A 16,124-nucleotide genomic window follows, 5' to 3' on the forward strand; every position below is an offset into this window, starting at 1 on the left:
GAGTATCGATGCAGATCGGTATGCGGACAATGGCCAAGACTGCAGGCCCAGTCTGCAAAAATGCAGATATGGCACGCGATCAGCCCGGTCCGAGCGCAGACGACCTCTTGGTACTACTCGCTGTGGAGCGCAGCGGGAGGTTCAGCTCCGCAGCCAACGAACTGGGCGTCAACCACACCACCATCTCGAGGAGAATCGCCATGCTCGAAGCCGGCCTCGGCGGCCGCGTGCTCATCCGGGCAGGAGGCGGGTGGGAACTCACCGAGCTGGGACGCGGCGCCCTCCGCGCGGCCGAGACTGTCGAAGCGGCGATGAGATCACTCGAAAGCGGGGATGAACCTGGACAAATCGAAGGCGTCGTCCGACTCTCGGCGACCGACGGATTCAGCGCATACATCGCAGCTCCAGCAGCCGCTCGCGTGCAGCGCCAGCACCCGAAAGTGGCGGTAGAAATTGTCGCGGTCACTCGTCGCGCATCCCAGCAGCGGTCCGGTTTGGATATCGAGATCGTCGTCGGTGAACCGCAGTTGCATCGCGCGCAGGCCATCAGGCTCGGGGACTACCGTCTCGGTCTCTACGCGTCGAAGGACTACCTCGCGGACCACGGAACACCGGGTACCGTCGACGACCTCGCCGACCATCCGCTGGTGTATTTCATCGACTCGATGCTCCAGGTCGACGACCTCGATCTCGCCCCCAACTTCACCCCGACCATGCGTGAATCGGTCTCCTCGACCAACGTCTTCGTGCACGTCGAAGCCACCCGGGCATCGGCGGGCATCGGCCTGCTGCCGTGCTTCATGGCAGATCGGCACGGAGACCTCGTCAGAATTCTGGACGACACCGTCGCCACACGACTGTCCTACTGGCTCGTCACCCGGCAAGAATCGCTGCGGCGGCCCGAGGTATCTGCAGTAGTCGACGCGATCCGCGCGGTGGTAATCGAGCAGCGAGCGGAATTGTTGGGGGAGAATTGATCGTCTGTGCGGAGGTACGAAGTGCGCCCCTGCGTATACCGTCGTGCACACGGAAATTCCGACTGGCAAGGAGCGTCCCTCGATGTCCGATATCGACTTCTATTTCGATCCGGTGTGCCCTTTCGCATGGATGACCAGCAAATGGGTTCGTAAGGTGCAGGCGCAGCGTGATTACACGGTCGACTGGCGATTCATCTCCCTGCGCCTGCTCAATTCTCACATCGACTACACGTCCCACTTTCCACCCGAGTACGAGGCCGGCCACACCGCAGGTCTCCGACTGCTGAGGGCCGCCGCAGACATTCGGCGCGAGCACGGGCCTGCTGCGATCGGGCCACTGTATGCCGCCCTCGGTACGCGAATTTTCGATACCGATGTGGTGCCCGACGACGCTGCGAGCCACGGCTATCGCGGCACCGCGGCATTCCTGGCACCGATCCTCGAACAACTGGGCTTGCCGACTCGGCACACCAGCGCCCTGGATGATTCCTCGTTCGACGAGGAAATTCGTGCCGAAACCGACCACGCTCTCTCGCTGACCGGCAAGGACGTCGGCACACCGATCATTGCCTTCGAGCCTCCGGACGGAGTTGCATTTTTCGGCCCGGTGATCAGCAGACTACCCAGTGACGAAGATGCAGTACCTCTGTGGGACAACGTGATCGGACTCGCACGCTTCCCAGGATTCGCCGAAATGAAGCGCAGCATGCGTGAGCTTCCACAACTGAAGGCTCTGGGTGTAGCGGAGGACGAAGTCGGCACGCAGCAAGACTGGCACGCCGGTAGTCGACGTCAGAAGAAATGACTACCTCGGGCGGTGCAACCGGCGGTCACACAGAGGGGACCGACCCGACGCGAACCTGGATGTGACCGCCGCGCACCGATGCTGACTGCACCGTGTCGAGTCGAGCAGGCATTGCAGTCCACGGGTGAGCGTCGATGTCGGATCCACCCAGTCGGCACGCCAGGCGCGCCAGCGGTGTCCATAATTCTGCGCGTCCGACGGGTTTCTGCATGTCTACGACGGCCACGACTCCCCCTGCCCGCGTTGCGGAGATCATCGCGTCGAGTGCAACCTCCCACCGAGCCATCAGCGACAACGCGTAGGTACTGATAGCCGCGTCGAAGGGAACGTGATCTCCCAGGTACACCGAATCGAGTGCGGTGGCGTCCGCTGACATCAGGGTGACGTTCTCCCACCCAGCGGAGGTAGCGCGGCGTCTGGCCTGCTCGAGCATCTGCGGGCTCGAATCGACACCGGTGATCGAACCTGTAGGCCCGATCCGGCGCTGCAGCAAAGCAAAATTGAGGCCGGTCCCGCAGGCGACGTCGAGGACATGACTGCCCGCTGGAAGAGCCATCAGATCGATCGCTGCCGTACGACCAGCGCGATAGATCGGCCACTCGAAAGAAATCACGTCGTACATGCGCGCCGAAATCGTGTAGGGCATCGGCTTCTTCATCGGTCGGTCCATTTCATCGAGGCCTGCAGGGCACACTCTGTCGCTATGGGAACACCGCAGGACACTCGAAGGGTTCCATAGCTGTGCCCGAAATCGAATCCGACGCCGTCAACGACGCTCAGGCACGTAATTTTAGCCTCTACGTCGAACCGGAGATCGAGGTGCTCTTGCGCGTTGCCGCCACCTTGACTGGGCCCTCGCAAGCCGAGGACCTCGTGCAGGAGACGCTCATACGTGCGTGGCGCAGCGTCGACAGCTTCGACGGGCGCCACCCTCGGGCCTGGTTGCTGACCATTCTGCGCAACACCAACATGAACATGCACCGACGGCAGCGGCCGGACACATTCGCCGAGCTCGGCGACTACCTGTCCACCCGGCCCGCGTTCGGCGTCGAGGAACTCGGAACCGAGGAGAGAGTCATGACATCCATCTTGTCCGACGATCTCGAGCGGGCAGTCGGGTCGCTGGACCCGAAATTCCGGACGGTTCTGTTGCTGATCGACGTCGATCAACTCACTTACGCCGAGGCCGCGAACGTTCTGGACGTCCCGGTCGGAACGGTGATGTCCCGATTGAGCCGGGCCCGTGATCGGGTTCGACGCCGGCTGCGTCCCACATTCGCCTCTGCCACCGGAAAGGGAAAGCCATGATGAAGACCGCGCGGATGATGCTCACCTGCCATTGGTCGGCTCGACGATTGCAGCGTTATCTCGACGCCGACCCGTCGGGCCGGCTCGATCCCGCCGAGGTGCGCAGAATCGAGGCACACCTTGCTGTGTGCGCCAGATGCCGGGCCGCGGAGGGCGAGTTCCGTCAGATCGATACGGCGTTGTCCAGGTGGACGGTACGGACGGTCCCCGATGAGAAGAGCGTCGAGCATGCTCGAAAATTCGTGGATCGACTTACCCGAGGTGACATGACATGAGTTCGATGCCGACCGAAGCCGACGTCGTCGTAGTGGGCGGCGGAACAGCAGGCATCGTCGCAGCCAAGACTGCTGCTGGCTTCGGCGTGCGCGTCGTACTGATCGAGCGGGAGCGGCCCGGCGGTGATTGCCTGTGGACCGGGTGCGTGCCGTCCAAGGCGTTACTCGCGGCGGCGTCGACAGCTGCCACGATCCGGGACGCGCGCAGCTTCGGGATCGACGCCGGCGAGCCGCGCGTGGACTTTCCCCGTGTCATGGCGCACGTTTCCCGCGCCATCGCTGAGATCGCCCCGATCGATTCTCCGGAAGCGCTCACCGAAGCGGGGGTCACCGTCGTCGCCGGTGATGCCGTGTTCACCGGACCCGGCACCGTGGCCGTCGGATCGGGGTCCTTGCGTTTCGGTCAAGCCATCATCACCACCGGTGCCAGTCCATCGATACCGCCGATCTCAGGATTGCACTCGACGGCCTACCTCACCAGCGAGACACTGTGGTCCCTGACATCTCTGCCGGAACGACTACTCATCATCGGGGCCGGCACCGTCGGCTGCGAAATGGCTCAGGCCTTTGCCCGTCTCGGCTCGGCTGTCACCCTCGTCGGTCGGGCCGAGACCATTCTTCCGAGGGAGGACGCCTCGGCATCGGCAGTACTGTCCGCAGCGCTCACCGATGAGGGAGTGCACATTCTGACCTCTACGACGGTCACCCGAATCGACGACGGGAAGGCCATCACCGATTCCGGTCTCACGTGTACGTTCGACGAAGTCCTCGTCGCCACCGGACGTACTCCTCGGACCACGGGGTTGGGCCTGGACGCCGCCGGGGTGTCATTGAAAGAGCACGGTTACGTCGTGGTCGACGATCATCTCCGCACCACTAATCCCCGCATCTGGGCCGCCGGAGATCTGACCGGTCACCCACAGTTCACTCATGTGGCAGGGATGCACGGCAGCCTCGCGGCGAGCAACGCCGTACTCGGTGTGCTCCGAAAGATCGACAAGACCGGCACTCCGCGCGTCACCTTCACCGATCCCGAAATCGCCTCTGCTGGAATCGATGTGCGCACAGCGAAGCGTATCCCCGGGTTGCGATTGCAGACACTCGGGCACGAAGACGTCGACCGCGCGGTCACCGAGGGCAAAACCACCGGCTTCACGACGCTGGTGCTCGACGGCAAGCGCCGCATCGTCGGTGCCAGCGTGGTGGGGCCACGGGCGGGCGAAACCATCGGCGAACTGATTCTCGCCGTCAGGCAGGGCCTGCGCACTCGCGATCTCGCCGGTGCCACCCACCCGTATCCGACGTACAACGACGGGCCGTGGAACGCTGCGGTCGGCGACGTCCGTTCGCAGTTGAGCACTCCAGTTGCATCTCGCGCACTGAACACCCTCGCGAAGGCCCGAGGTAGGTGGATCGTCAGGAGAGAGCGCGGTAGCCGGCAATGATGCGTTGACCCGAACTGACCGCCACCACCGCCGCCCATACCGTTGCGATCTGCCACGACACTGCGGGAAACAACAACCAGAGACTGTGCACGGCAATCGTTTCCGCTCCTTCGGCCAACCCGCCCAGAAATGACAGCGAGCGGCCGTCGTCGAGTGTTCTGCCCGTTTTTTCAGCGATGGAGGAGAACGCGAGAAAGGCCGTGCCGTTGATGTAGTACGCCAGCAACACCAATAGAAACGGCCACCACGGGGCGTCGTAACCGGCCGACGCACCGACCGCGACGCCCACGACCGTGGTCCCGTAGACGGTGAAATCCGCTGTGATATCGAAGAACCCGCCCGCACCGGAGGTTGGTCCGCCACCGCGGAGTCGTCTACGGGCCAGTGGTCCGTCGAGTCCATCGGCAAGGCGCGAGAGGATCCACAGTGCCAACGCGAGTAGCCAGAACTGCAGCCCAGCGGCCACTGCGCTGCCCAATCCCAGCAGCAGACCGACCGCGGTGATTCGGTCCGGAGTGACCTGGCTGATGTCGAGGATTCGTGCACACCGATCCAGCGGCCCCTCGAGCTTGCGACGCAGATAGCTATCGATCATGGGGCCGCGATGCCGTCGAGATGTGGGCCGTTGGGTTCCGGATCACTCTTCAGGGCGAGACGTTTGGCAGCCAACGACGACCCGACGCCGATCACGAGGACGGCCACCAGCGCAGCGGCGAACGGCCAGGACAGCGGAGAGGTTCCGTACGCGCCGAGGGCGGTAAAACCGACAGTGGCCGGGATGATGCCGACCGCCGTGCCGAGCAGGTAATCACGCTGGCCCACGGCGCTGATACCCGCCGCGTAGTTGACGACCGAAAATGGGAACACTGGGATCAAGCGGACGATGAACACCGACATCAAACCGCGTCGCCCGAGCATGGCGTCCAGCCTGCGGAGCTTGCCCCACTCCGAGCGTGCAACCGATCCACGGCCGAGCGCACGCGCCGCCCAATAACCCACATAGGCGCCTCCCGTTGCAGCCACGACCACCACCGTTGCACCGACCGCCAACCCGAACAGCAATCCGGAAGCGATGGTGAGGGCGCTCGCTGGGAACGGCGTCGCCGACAGCACGACATACAGAATTACGAACGCAACGATCCCCCACGCACCTGCGTCCGCGACCAGGGTTCGGATCGACTCCGGGTCCGGAAGGTCCACAGTCGCGGCCACGATGACGACCACCGTGATCACGGCGGCAGCAGCTGCCAGCTTGATCGCGGTGGAGCGGCTACGTGCCGGTCGGGGGTCCTGATTCACAATTGCTACCTCTCGTGCTCGACACACAAAACAGTTCTTCTACGACGGGAAGTCCTCGACTACCCCAGTGTGTTCCCCTATCACCGGATTCGACCGATTACCGTGGAACAGGCAGCGTCGACTCTGTCTGCATCCTCGGACCAGGAGGCCCACGTTGTTTTCTCGATCTCATACCCGTCGACCGAGAAAGTACGCGTTCGCGGCCCTGGTGGTTGCCGCGAGCGTGGGGTTGGTCCTGTCCTCGTGCGCAGCCCCGTCGTCCGACGCGCCGGTCGCCGAGGAACTGTCCTGGAGCGAGATCGAACAGCAAGCGCAGGGGAAAACAGTCTCACTGTGGATGTACGGCGGTGACGAACAGGGCAATACGTACGTCGACAACGTCCTCACCCCCGCCGCCGCAGCCGCAGGGGTCACGCTGCGTCGTGTGCCCGTCGAATCCACCACCGACGCCGTCAACCGGATTCTCTCCGAGCGGCAAGCAGGTGTCACCGATGGAGAGGTCGACCTGGTGTGGGTCAACGGTGCAAATTTCGGGACCGGTCAGCAGGCAGGCGCGTGGCTCTGCAATTGGACACAGAATCTACCGAACATGGAGTACACGGACCCCGAGGACCCGCTGCTGAGCAGCGATTTCGGTACGCCGGTGAACAACTGCGAAGCACCCTGGCACAAGGCGCAGTTCACGCTCGTCTACAACTCGGCGGCAATAGCGGACCCGCCCCGCACTTTGGACGAAGTATTCGACTGGGCCGAGGCCAACCCCGGCCGCTTCACCTATCCTGCGCCCCCGGATTTCACCGGTTCGGTATTCGTCCGCGAGGCACTGGTGAACCAGTCCGGTGGCGTCGAGAAGGTGCCCGCCCAGTTCGATCAGGACACCTACGATTCTCTCGCGCCGGCCGTGTTCGATCGGCTGAACGCCCTTGCACCGTCGCTCTGGCGCGGGGGCACCACGTATCCGCAGTCATCGAGCGAACTCGACGACCTGTACGCCGGCGGGCAGGTGGACATGACCATGACCTATGGGCCCGCGACGCTGCCACAACTTGTCGCCGACGGCACCTATCCCCCCGAGACGCGCGTCCTGGCTCTCGATGAGGGCACCGTCGGCAACGCGAGCTTCCTGGCGATCCCGTCGACGTCGGGGCAGTCCGCGGCAGCGCAGGTCGTCGCCAACATCGCACTGTCACCGGAGCAGCAGCTCGCCAAATCCGAACCAGATGTATGGGGCCAGTTCACAGTGCTGGACACTTCTCGCCTGACACCGGAAGTCAGGGCGCAGTTCGAGGCGCTCCCAGCCTCCCCTGTCCTCCCGCCATACGAGGAACTCTCGGCCAACGCTCATCCCGAACTGGCCGCGGAGTGGGTCACGCCGCTGGACGAGGGGTGGCGGCGATCCGTTCTCGCGGGGCAGTGAGCCAGCGAAAGGTACGCAGCACCCTCTGGGTGCTTCCAGCGGTGATTCCGGTTTTACTGGTGGTCGGCGGTGGCCTCGGAGCTGCCCTGCTGCAGAGTCTCGGTCTGATGCCTCTGGTGGGACGGCCCGCACTCACCCTCGATGCCTATTCTGCCCTCGGTGGAGATCTCTGGAGTTCTCTCGCGCTCACTCTTGCCGTCGCGACGGTCTCGACTCTCCTGGCTGTCGTCATCGGTCTCGCAGCGGCACTGACGGTGCTGTCCGGCCGTCGAACGGCGTTGGTCGCCGCGGCGCTGACGTTGGCCGTACCCCATCTGATCGGTGCGGCCGCCATGGGTTTGCTGCTCGCCGACTCAGGATTACTCCCGCGCATCTTCGGGCTCACCGACGGCGGATGGCCGGAGCTTGTCGGTGGACGCTGGTGGATTGCCGTCGCACTCGAATACGCGTGGAAGGAATCGGCATTCGTCGCCATCGTCGTGGCCGGCACCCTGGCAACTCGGGTGGCAGGATTCGACGAGACAGCGGCCACTCTCGGTGCGGGACGGTGGGCACGCTTCCGCTTGGTCACGCTGCCGCTGCTGCGGCCGGCCCTGGCAGCGTCGGCTGCGATAACCTTCACCTACACCGTCGGGTCCTACGAAGTGGCCCGGATTCTCGGTCGGCCCTATCCGGAACCATTGTCCGTCATGGCAATTCGATTGTTCACCTCGATCGACCTCGCTGCCCGTCCCCAAGCTGCGGCCGCTGCGATAGTTGCCGCCGCACTGGCGATTGTCGTGGCCGCGGTCGCGCTCAACTATCTCCGCAGATCGGCGGTATGGAAATGACGGCGACGCGGCCCGCGGGGCGGTTACTTCTGGTGGTGTGGTTCGTGCTGCCCCTCATCCCGATAGCTCTGTGGGCGGTGAGCAATCAGTGGTCGTTTCCCGATGTACTGCCGCAGGAATGGGGAGTGGACGGAGTTCGTAGCGCCGTCGCGGCCGGCGGAACAGAAGCCTTCATGAGATCTACGGGTCTCGCCCTGACTGTCGCCGCGATCGCAACGCCGTTGGGAGCATGTGCGGCCCGGGCCCTCGCGCGTGGCGATGTGCATTTCCCTGGCGTCGTCGCGGCAATACTGTTCGCTCCGCTGGCACTGCCACCCTTCGCGGTAGCGCTAGGTTTGAATGTAGTGATTCTGCGTGCACGAATTCCGAGCACGCTCGCGGTGATCGTACTGCTCTCCGTGGCCGCGATTCCGTACACCACATATCTGATGCGGGTGGCCTTCGGTGCATACGACTCACGGTACGAGGAGGAAGCGCGAATGCTGGGTGCTTCGAAGTCGATGATCCTGTGGCAGATCAGAATTCCGTTGCTGGCACCGGCGCTGTCCGGATCCGCTTTGCTCGCTTTTCTCGTGGGATGGAGCGACTACGTGATCACATTGTTGGTCGGCGGTGGCAGGCTGGTGACGGTACCGATATTGGTAGCCTCGTTCGCTGCAGGGACCGGAAACGACGCCGTCGTAGCCGCATTGTCGATCGCAGCCATAGTGCCCCCTCTCGTACTGATTACGCTGCTCTCGCGTCTCGGAAGAGGGACGGCCCGATGAGCGTCGAACTATCTGTTCACGGACTCACCAAAGTTCATTCAGGCCAGACGAGTTCAGCATTGACTTCGTTGAATCTGACTGTTCGACCAGGTACGTGCACGGTGATACTCGGCCCGTCCGGTTCTGGCAAGAGCACCGTACTTCGGTTGATTGCCGGCCTCGATGCACCGACGACGGGAACCATCCGCATCGATGGCGTCGACGTCACCGGAGTCCCAGCAGAGGAAAGAGGCGTCGGGATGGTATTCCAGCGCCCGATGCTCTTTCCACACATGTCCGTCGTCGACAACATCGGCTTCGCCTACCGCGCCGCAGGCCACAAGCGGAGCCATGCCCGCGAACAGGCACACAGGTACCTTGAGTTGGTCCATCTCGGTGACATCGGCGATCGATCGGTATCCGACATCTCGGGTGGTCAAGCACAACGAGTGGCGTTGGCCAGATCCCTCGCCGGTTCACCGCGGGTGCTGCTACTCGACGAGCCTTTCAGTGCGCTCGATCCCCTACTGCGCACGGAGATGCACGACCTCGTTCGGGAGATTCGCACCGAACTCGACCAAACGCTCGTACTGGTCACTCACGATCAGCAGGAAGCCGCCGCACTGGCCGATTCGGTAGCCGTACTCATCGACGGCGAATTACAACACCATTCCGATGTCGCATCCGCCTACACCCGACCCAGCACGCTGGCCGTCAACCGGCTCATGGGCGGGATCAACGAGATCGACGGGCACCTGGAAAGCGGAGTTCACCATTCAGTGATCGGGGATTTCGAGGTCGATGTCGCCCCCGGTGACGGGTCTGCGGTGCTTTTACTGCGTCACGAAATGATCCGTGTGGTGGATACTTCCGAGGTTCGCGGTGTTGTGGCGGCACTGCGTCCAACCGGCTTCCGGAACATCGCCGACGTGAGAATCGGCGGGGGCAGCGTCAAGGTCGAGCTACCCGCCGGGGCGGAGACGCGAGTAGGCGAGGAGATTTCATTGGAGATTCCTCCCGAGGCGAGAGCCGTGGTTTTTCGCTGATCCTCAGCCACAGCATCCGGGCGAATGTGCCACCGTCACGGGAAGCAGTCGGCGTAGTTCCTGATTCTCACCCGGATCGAGCACCGAATGTTGAACACACGCCGGCACCAGTTCACCGGTCTCGGGATGTGCCATCGAATAGGTGCACGCTGCCAGCCGCTCCTGCGTTTCGAGAATCACGGGATCGGTGGCTGCCACCCCAGACTGCATCAACGTCCATGCAGGAGACACATTCTCGGCATCCATGAAGCGATGCACGACGAACGTCATCGGGCGTACTTCCTTGCGGAGCAAAGCCACAACCACCGTTCGGCCGCCGCATCGCCGCAGTACGCTCGCAGCCCACTTCACCGCCACGACAACACCGTGCGGATGACCCACCAGCACCCGGAGCAATTTTAGAACCAAGGCCAGCGAACCCGAGCCGCCGAAGTTCACACCCCCCAGATGGGTGAAGAATTCTTCGCGGGCACGCTCCTCGACCTTCGACGTCACCTCGAGAAACGGATGCCACCGACGCCCGACCATGAACCCCAAAGCTGTTCGGTTACAACGCGGATCACCGAACTGGATCGCCGAGTACGAAATAGGTTGCCCCATGCCGAGTTCGATCTGCTCCCAGACCGTGTCGATGTCGATCTCGCGGTAGTCACCGTGCCACCGTCGCTCGTCGCCGACGAACGCCGCAGGCTGAAAAGAGACCATCGAATAACCGCCCATGTCCACCACTTCGCCCACGACAGCTGCAACCTCGTCGATGTTGTCGGGGGTGACGGTCATGTTGTGCGCGAGGTAAGACGCAATGCCGTGTTCGCTTTTCAACCGAGTGAACATCTCCGCGAATCGGCGACGATAGGGCGTGAGCTCGGCTTCCGTTCGTGGGCGAGGGATTCCGCTTCGTCCACGCATCAGCTTGTCGAAATGTGCAGCGAAGGAAACTCGCCCGAACCTGGCGTTACCGTCGGGATCCAAGACGACCGCCCGCAGATACTCGTAGTCGAAGTCACCGTGTGTGAACGACATCGGCTCGCGCCCGTAGTCCCGCATGATCTGCAACGCTGCAGCATGGTCATCGGGAGCCAGCAAGCTGACCTCCCCGCCGATCAACTGTGCGTGTGCCCGCGGGCCTCGGCGCGATGCCAGGAATTTCAGTTGCGCCCCTATCTCACGGAGGGTGTGCTCGCCGTCGACGCGGACTTTGTTCGCATCGGCGCTGTGGTAGCACGGGCTACATGTGAGATTGCACTTCGGAAACACTCCGTGAGTGCCCTCGCATCCGACGGCATGCCGACCGAGCGTCTGTGCCGGTGTTCGTGCCGTCTCGGGAAGGGCCGCCCATCTCGCGTCCAATGCAGAACGGGTTCTCGGGTCGACCGGCCGGTAGCGAAGCTCGATCCGACGCGCGTAGGCCCGCGCTTTTTTCCACATAGTCGGCCTCGATGTCTTCACGGTCAGGTAACCCGCTGCGCACTGTTCATCGTTCCAGTGTGCGCGTACCCGAAACGGTCACGTCGACATCCAGGGGGCAGTCAGGGTTGCCGAGCGAAAAGACCTTAGGCATGGTGGAGGTATGACCGACAACGCAAAGATCACAGTCGAACGCACCATCGAGGCTCCCGTCGACGCGGTATTCGATGTCCTGTCCAATCCCGAGCGACATCAAGCGCTCGACGGCTCCGGTTTCATTCGCGGCGTGGACCATGCCGACCGGATCCAGAAGGTCGGCGAGGTGTTCACGATGAACATGGCGGGCGATCACATGGGCGGCGATTACCAAACCGACAATCATGTTTCGGGATACGCGAAAGACAAGTTGCTGGCCTGGAAGACCGCGCCCGCGGGCACCGAGCCTCCCGGATGGGAGTGGCTGTGGGAACTGGAATCGCAGGGGCCGAACGAGACCTTGGTGCGCCACACCTACGACTGGTCGAAGGTGACCGACAAGAAGCTGCTCGAGCAGGTCAAGTTCCCGCTCGTCACAAAGGAGCAGCTGTCGGACACCCTGGGTCGATTGGCAGCCGAAGCTACTTCCTGATCGATCCCCGACGCGACCGAGCTTCGTCGATCGATGCACCGAAACTAGAGTGGTCTCATGAGCACGGGTGCAGGACGTTTCGCTCCCAGTCCGTCGGGAGATCTACACCTGGGAAATCTGCGCACTGCACTTCTGGCCTGGTTGTTCGCTCGATCGACCGGTCGGAAGTTTCTGATGCGGATGGAGGATCTCGATCGCGTCCGCTCCGGCGCCGAGGAGCGCCAACTCGCCGATCTGCACGCGATAGGCCTGGACTGGGACGGCACTGTCGTCCGCCAGTCTCAACGCACCGCGTTGTATGAGGACGCGATCACTCGGCTGCAGGAGTCGGGGCGGACCTACGAGTGCTTCTGCACCCGCAGAGAGATCCTCGAGGCGGCATCGGCACCCCACGCCCCGGACGGCGCATACCCGGGGACGTGCCGAAACCTCACCTCGACCGAGAAAGCGTCGATCTCGCGCACTCCCGCGCTGAGATTGCGCTCCGAGGTGACCAACTTCTCTGTCGACGACGCGTTACTCGGCCGATTTCGCGGGCTCGTCGACGATTTCGTGCTCCGCCGAGCGGACGGAGTTGCGGCGTACAACCTTGCTGTCGTCGTCGACGATGGCGAGCAGGGCATCGACCAGGTTGTACGTGGTGATGACTTGTTGACGTCCTCGCCGCGCCAGGCCTACCTTGCTTCACTGCTCCAATTACCTACTCCCACTTATGTGCATGTGCCGCTCGCACTCAATGCTCAGGGGCGCAGGCTCGCCAAACGCGACGGTGCGGTGACATTGGAGGATCAAGCTGCACTCGGCCTCGGCCCACAGGATGTACTGGCAGTTCTGGCGCAATCGCTGGAGTTGGCAGGCCCCAACGAACCGGTGACGATGACCGAACTGCTGGCGCGTTGGAATCCGAAGTCGCTCCCGCGCACGCCGTGGATATTCGAGACATAACGGATATTCCCTCGACAGCGATTCGGACCTGGGGATTACGCGTGTTTGGATAAGGCACGTGACAGCTCCGCAGACCCCAGACGAACCCGATACCGTAGCGCAGTTCGCGCACGTGAGCCGTGGTTACTATCCAACGATCGTGGCCTTGTTCGTGGCGACCCTGATCATCTCGAATGTGTCCGCCAGCAAGGGCGTCGCATTCTTCGGTGACAGCGACGTCTTCCTCGGCCCCTTCCAGATTCTCCCGATCAATACCGACGGGGCTTTCTTCCTGTTCCCCTTGGCTTACATCCTCGGCGACGTGCTCAGCGAGGTGTACGGGTTCAAGGCGACGAGACGTGCAATCTATCTCGGCTTCGGGTCGATAGTTCTGGCCGCAGTCTGTTTCTGGCTCACCATCGAACTTCCTGCCGCCAGCTTCTACGAAAATCAGGAATCGTTGGAAACCGTCGTCGGTGTGGTTCCGCGGTTGGTCGTTGCCGGGCTGGCCGGCTATTTCGTAGGCCAGATGCTCAATTCACTCGTGCTCGTGGCCATCAAGGAGCGCACCAAAGAGAAGCACCTCTGGGCGCGCCTCATCGGTTCGACCATCGTCGGTGAATTCTTCGACACCCTCATCTTCTGCTCTATCGCGGCCGGGGTCATCGGGATCAGCACCTGGGCGGACTTCATCAACTATGTCATCGTCGGATTCCTGTGGAAGACGATTGCCGAGATCATCGTCATGCCGATCACCTACCGGGTCATCGCGTACATCAAGAAACGCGAGCCCAGCTACCAGGAATCGCTCAACCCCTGAGCCGATATCCGGGTACCGCACGACGGTAGACTACCGGGTGGAGTCGAGATCTCGACCTCGACTCCACCGCGGTAGAACCAGGAACGACGCGAAGAAAAAGCACAGCGCACCGACGAAGGTGCCAGTGTTGGCGAGGGTCGAGTCGACCGTGACACCGTCCGGGGTGACGAAGGCAGCCACCGCGGACACGCCGAATGCGACGCACCCGATCAAGTTGATCTGCCCGGACCACCAGTCGGCCGCGCTCGGATCCCAGAACTTTCGGGCGTGGGTATACGCGATGATCACCAGTACCCCGCTGATGAGGAAAGCGACCGAGCCTCCCGCATCCGGACTCCAGACGAGGCGTTTCTCTTGGGTGACCGATCGTGATTGCAACGCAGCGGTGGTGCTGACGTTGAACAACAACGTACCGACGAATTGCGTTGCGGCGGCCAACCACTCGGCCCGCACCATGAAGCCGGATCCGTACGAGACCTCTGTCGTGACCGCGCCACTTCTGACCAGCTGAATGAATCCAGCCGCGGTGAAGAACCATGCGCCGATGAAATAACAGATATTGGACGCCGAGGCACCGGCCCAGGTACCGAACCCTGGGGCAGAACCCAAGGCGAACAGTGAAGAGCCGATCATGAAGCTCACACACTGCTTGTACAAAGTGGGCGTCAGGAGCACAGCGTGCCAACGCGGTGTTTCCGCAGCAATACTCATGCAACCGCCTCCGGTCTATTCAATGATGGAAGTGGGATCCTTCGCCCACTCGCGGCATAGGCGCAGAAAGGCTGTCGAGAAAAGTAACCTCGCCTTCGAGGTCTCTGAACAGTGCGTCTGCTAGATCCTCGCTCAACCCGACACGTACCACGATGCGCTGAACTGTCATCTCACCCAGATTGTCGGCCATCGGATAGGCAGGAACGAGCCATCCCTTCATCCTCAACCGATCGGAGAGGTCGTACAGATTCCACTTGTCGGTGTACCCCTCTTTCAGTCGCCAAGCGAAGACGGGGATCGTGTCTCCCTTGCTGACCAGTTCGAAAGCATCCAGTCGCGCAATCTTCGACGAAAGATGCTGTGCCACATCGAGTGAACCCTGCTGCACCTGACGAAAGCCCTTGAACCCCAATCGAAGGAACATGTAGTACTGCAGCAATACCTGAGCTCCTGGACGCGAGAAGTTCAGCGCCAAGGTGGGCATGTCTCCCCCGAGGTAGCTGCAGTGGAAGACCATGCTCGCGGGCAAGGCTTCTTCATCGCGCCAGACGATCCAGCCGACGCCGGGGTACACGAGCCCGAACTTGTGCCCGGAGGTGTTGATCGACGCCACCCGGGTTACTCGGAAGTCCCACTCGAGATCGGGCTGACAGAACGGGGCAATCATGGCGCCGGATGCGCCGTCTACGTGGATCTGAACGTCAAGCCCGGTATCGGCTTGAATTTCGTCGAGCTTCTTGGCGATCTCGGCGACCGGCTCGTACATGCCGGTGTATGTCTGCCCCATGATCGCAACCACGCCGATCGTGTTCTCGTCTACATACTTCTCGAGTTCGTACCCGTCGAGAACCATGTGGTCTTTGCTGATCGGAACCCACCGCGGCTCGACCTCGAAATAATTGCAGAACTTCTCCCAGCACACTTGAACTGCAGTGGACAGCACGATGTTCGGGGTCTCGGTCGACTTCCCCTCCGCTTTACGACGACCTTGCCAACGCCGCTTGAGTGCGAGTCCACCCAGCATGCACGCCTCCGAGGAACCGATGGTCGAGGTACCGATAGCGTTGTCGATGTCGGGACTGTGCCACAGGTTGCCCAATATCTTCCAGCAGCGCTCCTCGATTGCGGCTGTTTGTGGGTACTCGTCCTTGTCGATCATGTTCTTGTCGAAGGTCTCGCTGTAGAGCTTCTTGGCCTCGTCGTCCATCCAGGTACTGACGAAGGTGGCGAGATTCAGCCGCGCGTTGCCGTCGAGCATCGCCTCGTCGTGCACGATCTGATACGCCGTCTCCGGCAGGCTCATGTCGTCTGGAATCCTGAATTTCGGTAGCTCGGTGGCCTCACCCGGCCTGACGAACACCGTGTTCAAAGAGAGCACGTCACCGAGGTTGGTGGTTTGTCGTGCATTGGTGTGGTGTTTGGTCATGACTTCCTTCTTTCGCTCGTGGCAGAGCTCTGTCTGTGCAGACATCAGAAGCTAACCAAA

18 protein-coding genes are annotated in these 16,124 nt (G+C 62.3%); 12 read left to right on the forward strand and 6 right to left on the reverse strand.

The window, feature by feature from the left end:
• The first annotated feature begins 68 nt into the window (after nucleotides 1-68).
• Together H2510_RS04960 and H2510_RS04965 are read left to right on the forward strand one after the other, a co-directional pair.
• On the forward strand, nucleotides 69-977 hold the full coding sequence (locus H2510_RS04960; protein WP_397517319.1) for a LysR family transcriptional regulator: 909 nt from the start codon (nucleotides 69-71) through the stop codon (nucleotides 975-977).
• Nucleotides 978-1,059: 82 nt separating this feature from the next.
• Nucleotides 1,060-1,782 (forward strand): hypothetical protein, encoded by a 723-nt coding sequence (locus H2510_RS04965; protein ID WP_186627259.1) that lies wholly within the window; start codon nucleotides 1,060-1,062, stop codon nucleotides 1,780-1,782.
• A 25-nt stretch (nucleotides 1,783-1,807) separates the two neighbouring features.
• Here H2510_RS04965 and H2510_RS04970 read toward each other — a convergent pair whose 3' ends face one another.
• Nucleotides 1,808-2,440: a class I SAM-dependent methyltransferase gene (locus H2510_RS04970; RefSeq protein ID WP_186627260.1), complete on the reverse strand. Its 633-nt coding sequence runs from the start codon at nucleotides 2,438-2,440 to the stop codon at nucleotides 1,808-1,810.
• Between the two features lie 83 nt (nucleotides 2,441-2,523).
• Here H2510_RS04970 and H2510_RS04975 point away from each other — a divergent pair, with 83 nt between their 5' ends.
• The 3 genes from H2510_RS04975 to H2510_RS04985 are packed head-to-tail and all read left to right on the forward strand — an operon-like array spanning nucleotide 2,524 to nucleotide 4,810.
• On the forward strand, nucleotides 2,524-3,090 hold the full coding sequence (locus H2510_RS04975; RefSeq protein WP_315901248.1) for a sigma-70 family RNA polymerase sigma factor: 567 nt from the start codon (nucleotides 2,524-2,526) through the stop codon (nucleotides 3,088-3,090).
• Nucleotides 3,087-3,365 carry a zf-HC2 domain-containing protein gene (locus H2510_RS04980; RefSeq protein ID WP_186627261.1) on the forward strand — a complete coding sequence of 93 codons (279 nt, stop codon included), beginning with the start codon at nucleotides 3,087-3,089 and terminating at the stop codon, nucleotides 3,363-3,365. The genes H2510_RS04975 and H2510_RS04980 overlap by 4 nt, the downstream gene beginning before the upstream one ends.
• Nucleotides 3,362-4,810, forward strand: a complete 1,449-nt coding sequence (locus H2510_RS04985) for an NAD(P)/FAD-dependent oxidoreductase (RefSeq protein ID WP_186627262.1) — start codon at nucleotides 3,362-3,364, stop codon at nucleotides 4,808-4,810. The genes H2510_RS04980 and H2510_RS04985 overlap by 4 nt, the downstream gene beginning before the upstream one ends.
• Here H2510_RS04985 and H2510_RS04990 read toward each other — a convergent pair.
• Entirely contained in the window at nucleotides 4,782-5,405 is a 624-nt protein-coding gene (locus tag H2510_RS04990; protein ID WP_186627263.1) for a CDP-alcohol phosphatidyltransferase family protein, read from the reverse strand. The genes H2510_RS04985 and H2510_RS04990 overlap by 29 nt on opposite strands.
• Nucleotides 5,402-6,109 carry a TVP38/TMEM64 family protein gene (locus tag H2510_RS04995; RefSeq protein ID WP_315901249.1) on the reverse strand — a complete coding sequence of 236 codons (708 nt, stop codon included), beginning with the start codon at nucleotides 6,107-6,109 and terminating at the stop codon, nucleotides 5,402-5,404. The genes H2510_RS04990 and H2510_RS04995 overlap by 4 nt, the downstream gene beginning before the upstream one ends.
• A gap of 154 nt (nucleotides 6,110-6,263) precedes the next feature.
• Between H2510_RS04995 and H2510_RS05000 the strand changes: the two genes are divergently transcribed.
• The 4 genes from H2510_RS05000 to H2510_RS05015 are packed head-to-tail and all read left to right on the forward strand — an operon-like array spanning nucleotide 6,264 to nucleotide 10,148.
• Nucleotides 6,264-7,526, forward strand: a complete 1,263-nt coding sequence (locus tag H2510_RS05000; RefSeq protein ID WP_261392747.1) for an ABC transporter substrate-binding protein — start codon at nucleotides 6,264-6,266, stop codon at nucleotides 7,524-7,526.
• Nucleotides 7,523-8,356: an ABC transporter permease subunit gene (locus H2510_RS05005; protein ID WP_186627264.1), complete on the forward strand. Its 834-nt coding sequence runs from the start codon at nucleotides 7,523-7,525 to the stop codon at nucleotides 8,354-8,356. Before H2510_RS05000 ends, H2510_RS05005 begins: the two co-directional genes overlap by 4 nt.
• The gene (locus tag H2510_RS05010) at nucleotides 8,353-9,123 is read left to right on the forward strand and encodes an ABC transporter permease (RefSeq protein WP_261392748.1); all 771 of its coding nucleotides are present in this window, start codon (nucleotides 8,353-8,355) and stop codon (nucleotides 9,121-9,123) included. The genes H2510_RS05005 and H2510_RS05010 overlap by 4 nt, the downstream gene beginning before the upstream one ends.
• Nucleotides 9,120-10,148, forward strand: a complete 1,029-nt coding sequence (locus tag H2510_RS05015) for an ABC transporter ATP-binding protein (protein ID WP_186627266.1) — start codon at nucleotides 9,120-9,122, stop codon at nucleotides 10,146-10,148. Before H2510_RS05010 ends, H2510_RS05015 begins: the two co-directional genes overlap by 4 nt.
• Nucleotides 10,149-10,151: 3 nt before the next feature.
• Here the strand turns inward: H2510_RS05015 and H2510_RS05020 are convergent, their stop codons facing one another.
• A complete protein-coding gene (locus H2510_RS05020; RefSeq protein WP_186627267.1) occupies nucleotides 10,152-11,576 on the reverse strand; it encodes a radical SAM domain-containing protein in 1,425 nt (474 codons plus the stop codon).
• A gap of 142 nt (nucleotides 11,577-11,718) precedes the next feature.
• Between H2510_RS05020 and H2510_RS05025 the strand changes: the two genes are divergently transcribed.
• Genes H2510_RS05025 through H2510_RS05035 form a run of 3 tightly spaced genes read left to right on the forward strand, consistent with a single transcriptional unit; the run spans nucleotide 11,719 to nucleotide 13,927 of the window.
• The gene (locus H2510_RS05025) at nucleotides 11,719-12,183 is read left to right on the forward strand and encodes an SRPBCC family protein (protein ID WP_084345706.1); all 465 of its coding nucleotides are present in this window, start codon (nucleotides 11,719-11,721) and stop codon (nucleotides 12,181-12,183) included.
• Between the two features lie 57 nt (nucleotides 12,184-12,240).
• Nucleotides 12,241-13,128: a tRNA glutamyl-Q(34) synthetase GluQRS gene (gluQRS, locus tag H2510_RS05030; RefSeq protein WP_186627268.1), complete on the forward strand. Its 888-nt coding sequence runs from the start codon at nucleotides 12,241-12,243 to the stop codon at nucleotides 13,126-13,128.
• Between the two features lie 49 nt (nucleotides 13,129-13,177).
• Nucleotides 13,178-13,927 carry a queuosine precursor transporter gene (locus tag H2510_RS05035; RefSeq protein ID WP_397517326.1) on the forward strand — a complete coding sequence of 250 codons (750 nt, stop codon included), beginning with the start codon at nucleotides 13,178-13,180 and terminating at the stop codon, nucleotides 13,925-13,927.
• A 30-nt stretch (nucleotides 13,928-13,957) separates the two neighbouring features.
• Here H2510_RS05035 and H2510_RS05040 read toward each other — a convergent pair whose 3' ends face one another.
• Together H2510_RS05040 and H2510_RS05045 are read right to left on the reverse strand one after the other, a co-directional pair.
• Complete coding sequence (locus H2510_RS05040) at nucleotides 13,958-14,638, reverse strand: hypothetical protein (protein ID WP_084345709.1); 681 nt, start codon at nucleotides 14,636-14,638, stop codon at nucleotides 13,958-13,960.
• 19 nt (nucleotides 14,639-14,657) lie between these two features.
• Complete coding sequence (locus H2510_RS05045; protein ID WP_186627270.1) at nucleotides 14,658-16,064, reverse strand: glutamate decarboxylase; 1,407 nt, start codon at nucleotides 16,062-16,064, stop codon at nucleotides 14,658-14,660.
• Nucleotides 16,065-16,124 lie beyond the last annotated feature (60 nt).

The organism is Rhodococcus sp. BP22, assembly GCF_014281965.1.
Taxonomy (GTDB): domain Bacteria; phylum Actinomycetota; class Actinomycetes; order Mycobacteriales; family Mycobacteriaceae; genus Rhodococcoides.

Excerpts from the sequence above, each read along its gene's own strand:
- H2510_RS04970 (WP_186627260.1), bottom strand. The coding sequence starts at position 2,440 with ATGAAGAAGCCGATGCCCTACACGATTTCGGCGCGCATGTACGACGTG.
- H2510_RS05015 (WP_186627266.1), top strand. The coding sequence starts at position 9,120 with ATGAGCGTCGAACTATCTGTTCACGGACTCACCAAAGTTCATTCAGGC.
- H2510_RS05040 (WP_084345709.1), bottom strand. The coding sequence starts at position 14,638 with ATGAGTATTGCTGCGGAAACACCGCGTTGGCACGCTGTGCTCCTGACG.
- H2510_RS05010 (WP_261392748.1), top strand. The coding sequence starts at position 8,353 with ATGACGGCGACGCGGCCCGCGGGGCGGTTACTTCTGGTGGTGTGGTTC.
- H2510_RS05025 (WP_084345706.1), top strand. The coding sequence starts at position 11,719 with ATGACCGACAACGCAAAGATCACAGTCGAACGCACCATCGAGGCTCCC.
- H2510_RS05020 (WP_186627267.1), bottom strand. The coding sequence starts at position 11,576 with ATGTGGAAAAAAGCGCGGGCCTACGCGCGTCGGATCGAGCTTCGCTAC.
- H2510_RS04985 (WP_186627262.1), top strand. The coding sequence starts at position 3,362 with ATGAGTTCGATGCCGACCGAAGCCGACGTCGTCGTAGTGGGCGGCGGA.
- gluQRS (WP_186627268.1), top strand. The coding sequence starts at position 12,241 with ATGAGCACGGGTGCAGGACGTTTCGCTCCCAGTCCGTCGGGAGATCTA.
- H2510_RS04960 (WP_397517319.1), top strand. The coding sequence starts at position 69 with ATGGCACGCGATCAGCCCGGTCCGAGCGCAGACGACCTCTTGGTACTA.
- H2510_RS04980 (WP_186627261.1), top strand. The coding sequence starts at position 3,087 with ATGATGAAGACCGCGCGGATGATGCTCACCTGCCATTGGTCGGCTCGA.
- H2510_RS05045 (WP_186627270.1), bottom strand. The coding sequence starts at position 16,064 with ATGACCAAACACCACACCAATGCACGACAAACCACCAACCTCGGTGAC.
- H2510_RS04965 (WP_186627259.1), top strand. The coding sequence starts at position 1,060 with ATGTCCGATATCGACTTCTATTTCGATCCGGTGTGCCCTTTCGCATGG.
- H2510_RS04990 (WP_186627263.1), bottom strand. The coding sequence starts at position 5,405 with ATGATCGATAGCTATCTGCGTCGCAAGCTCGAGGGGCCGCTGGATCGG.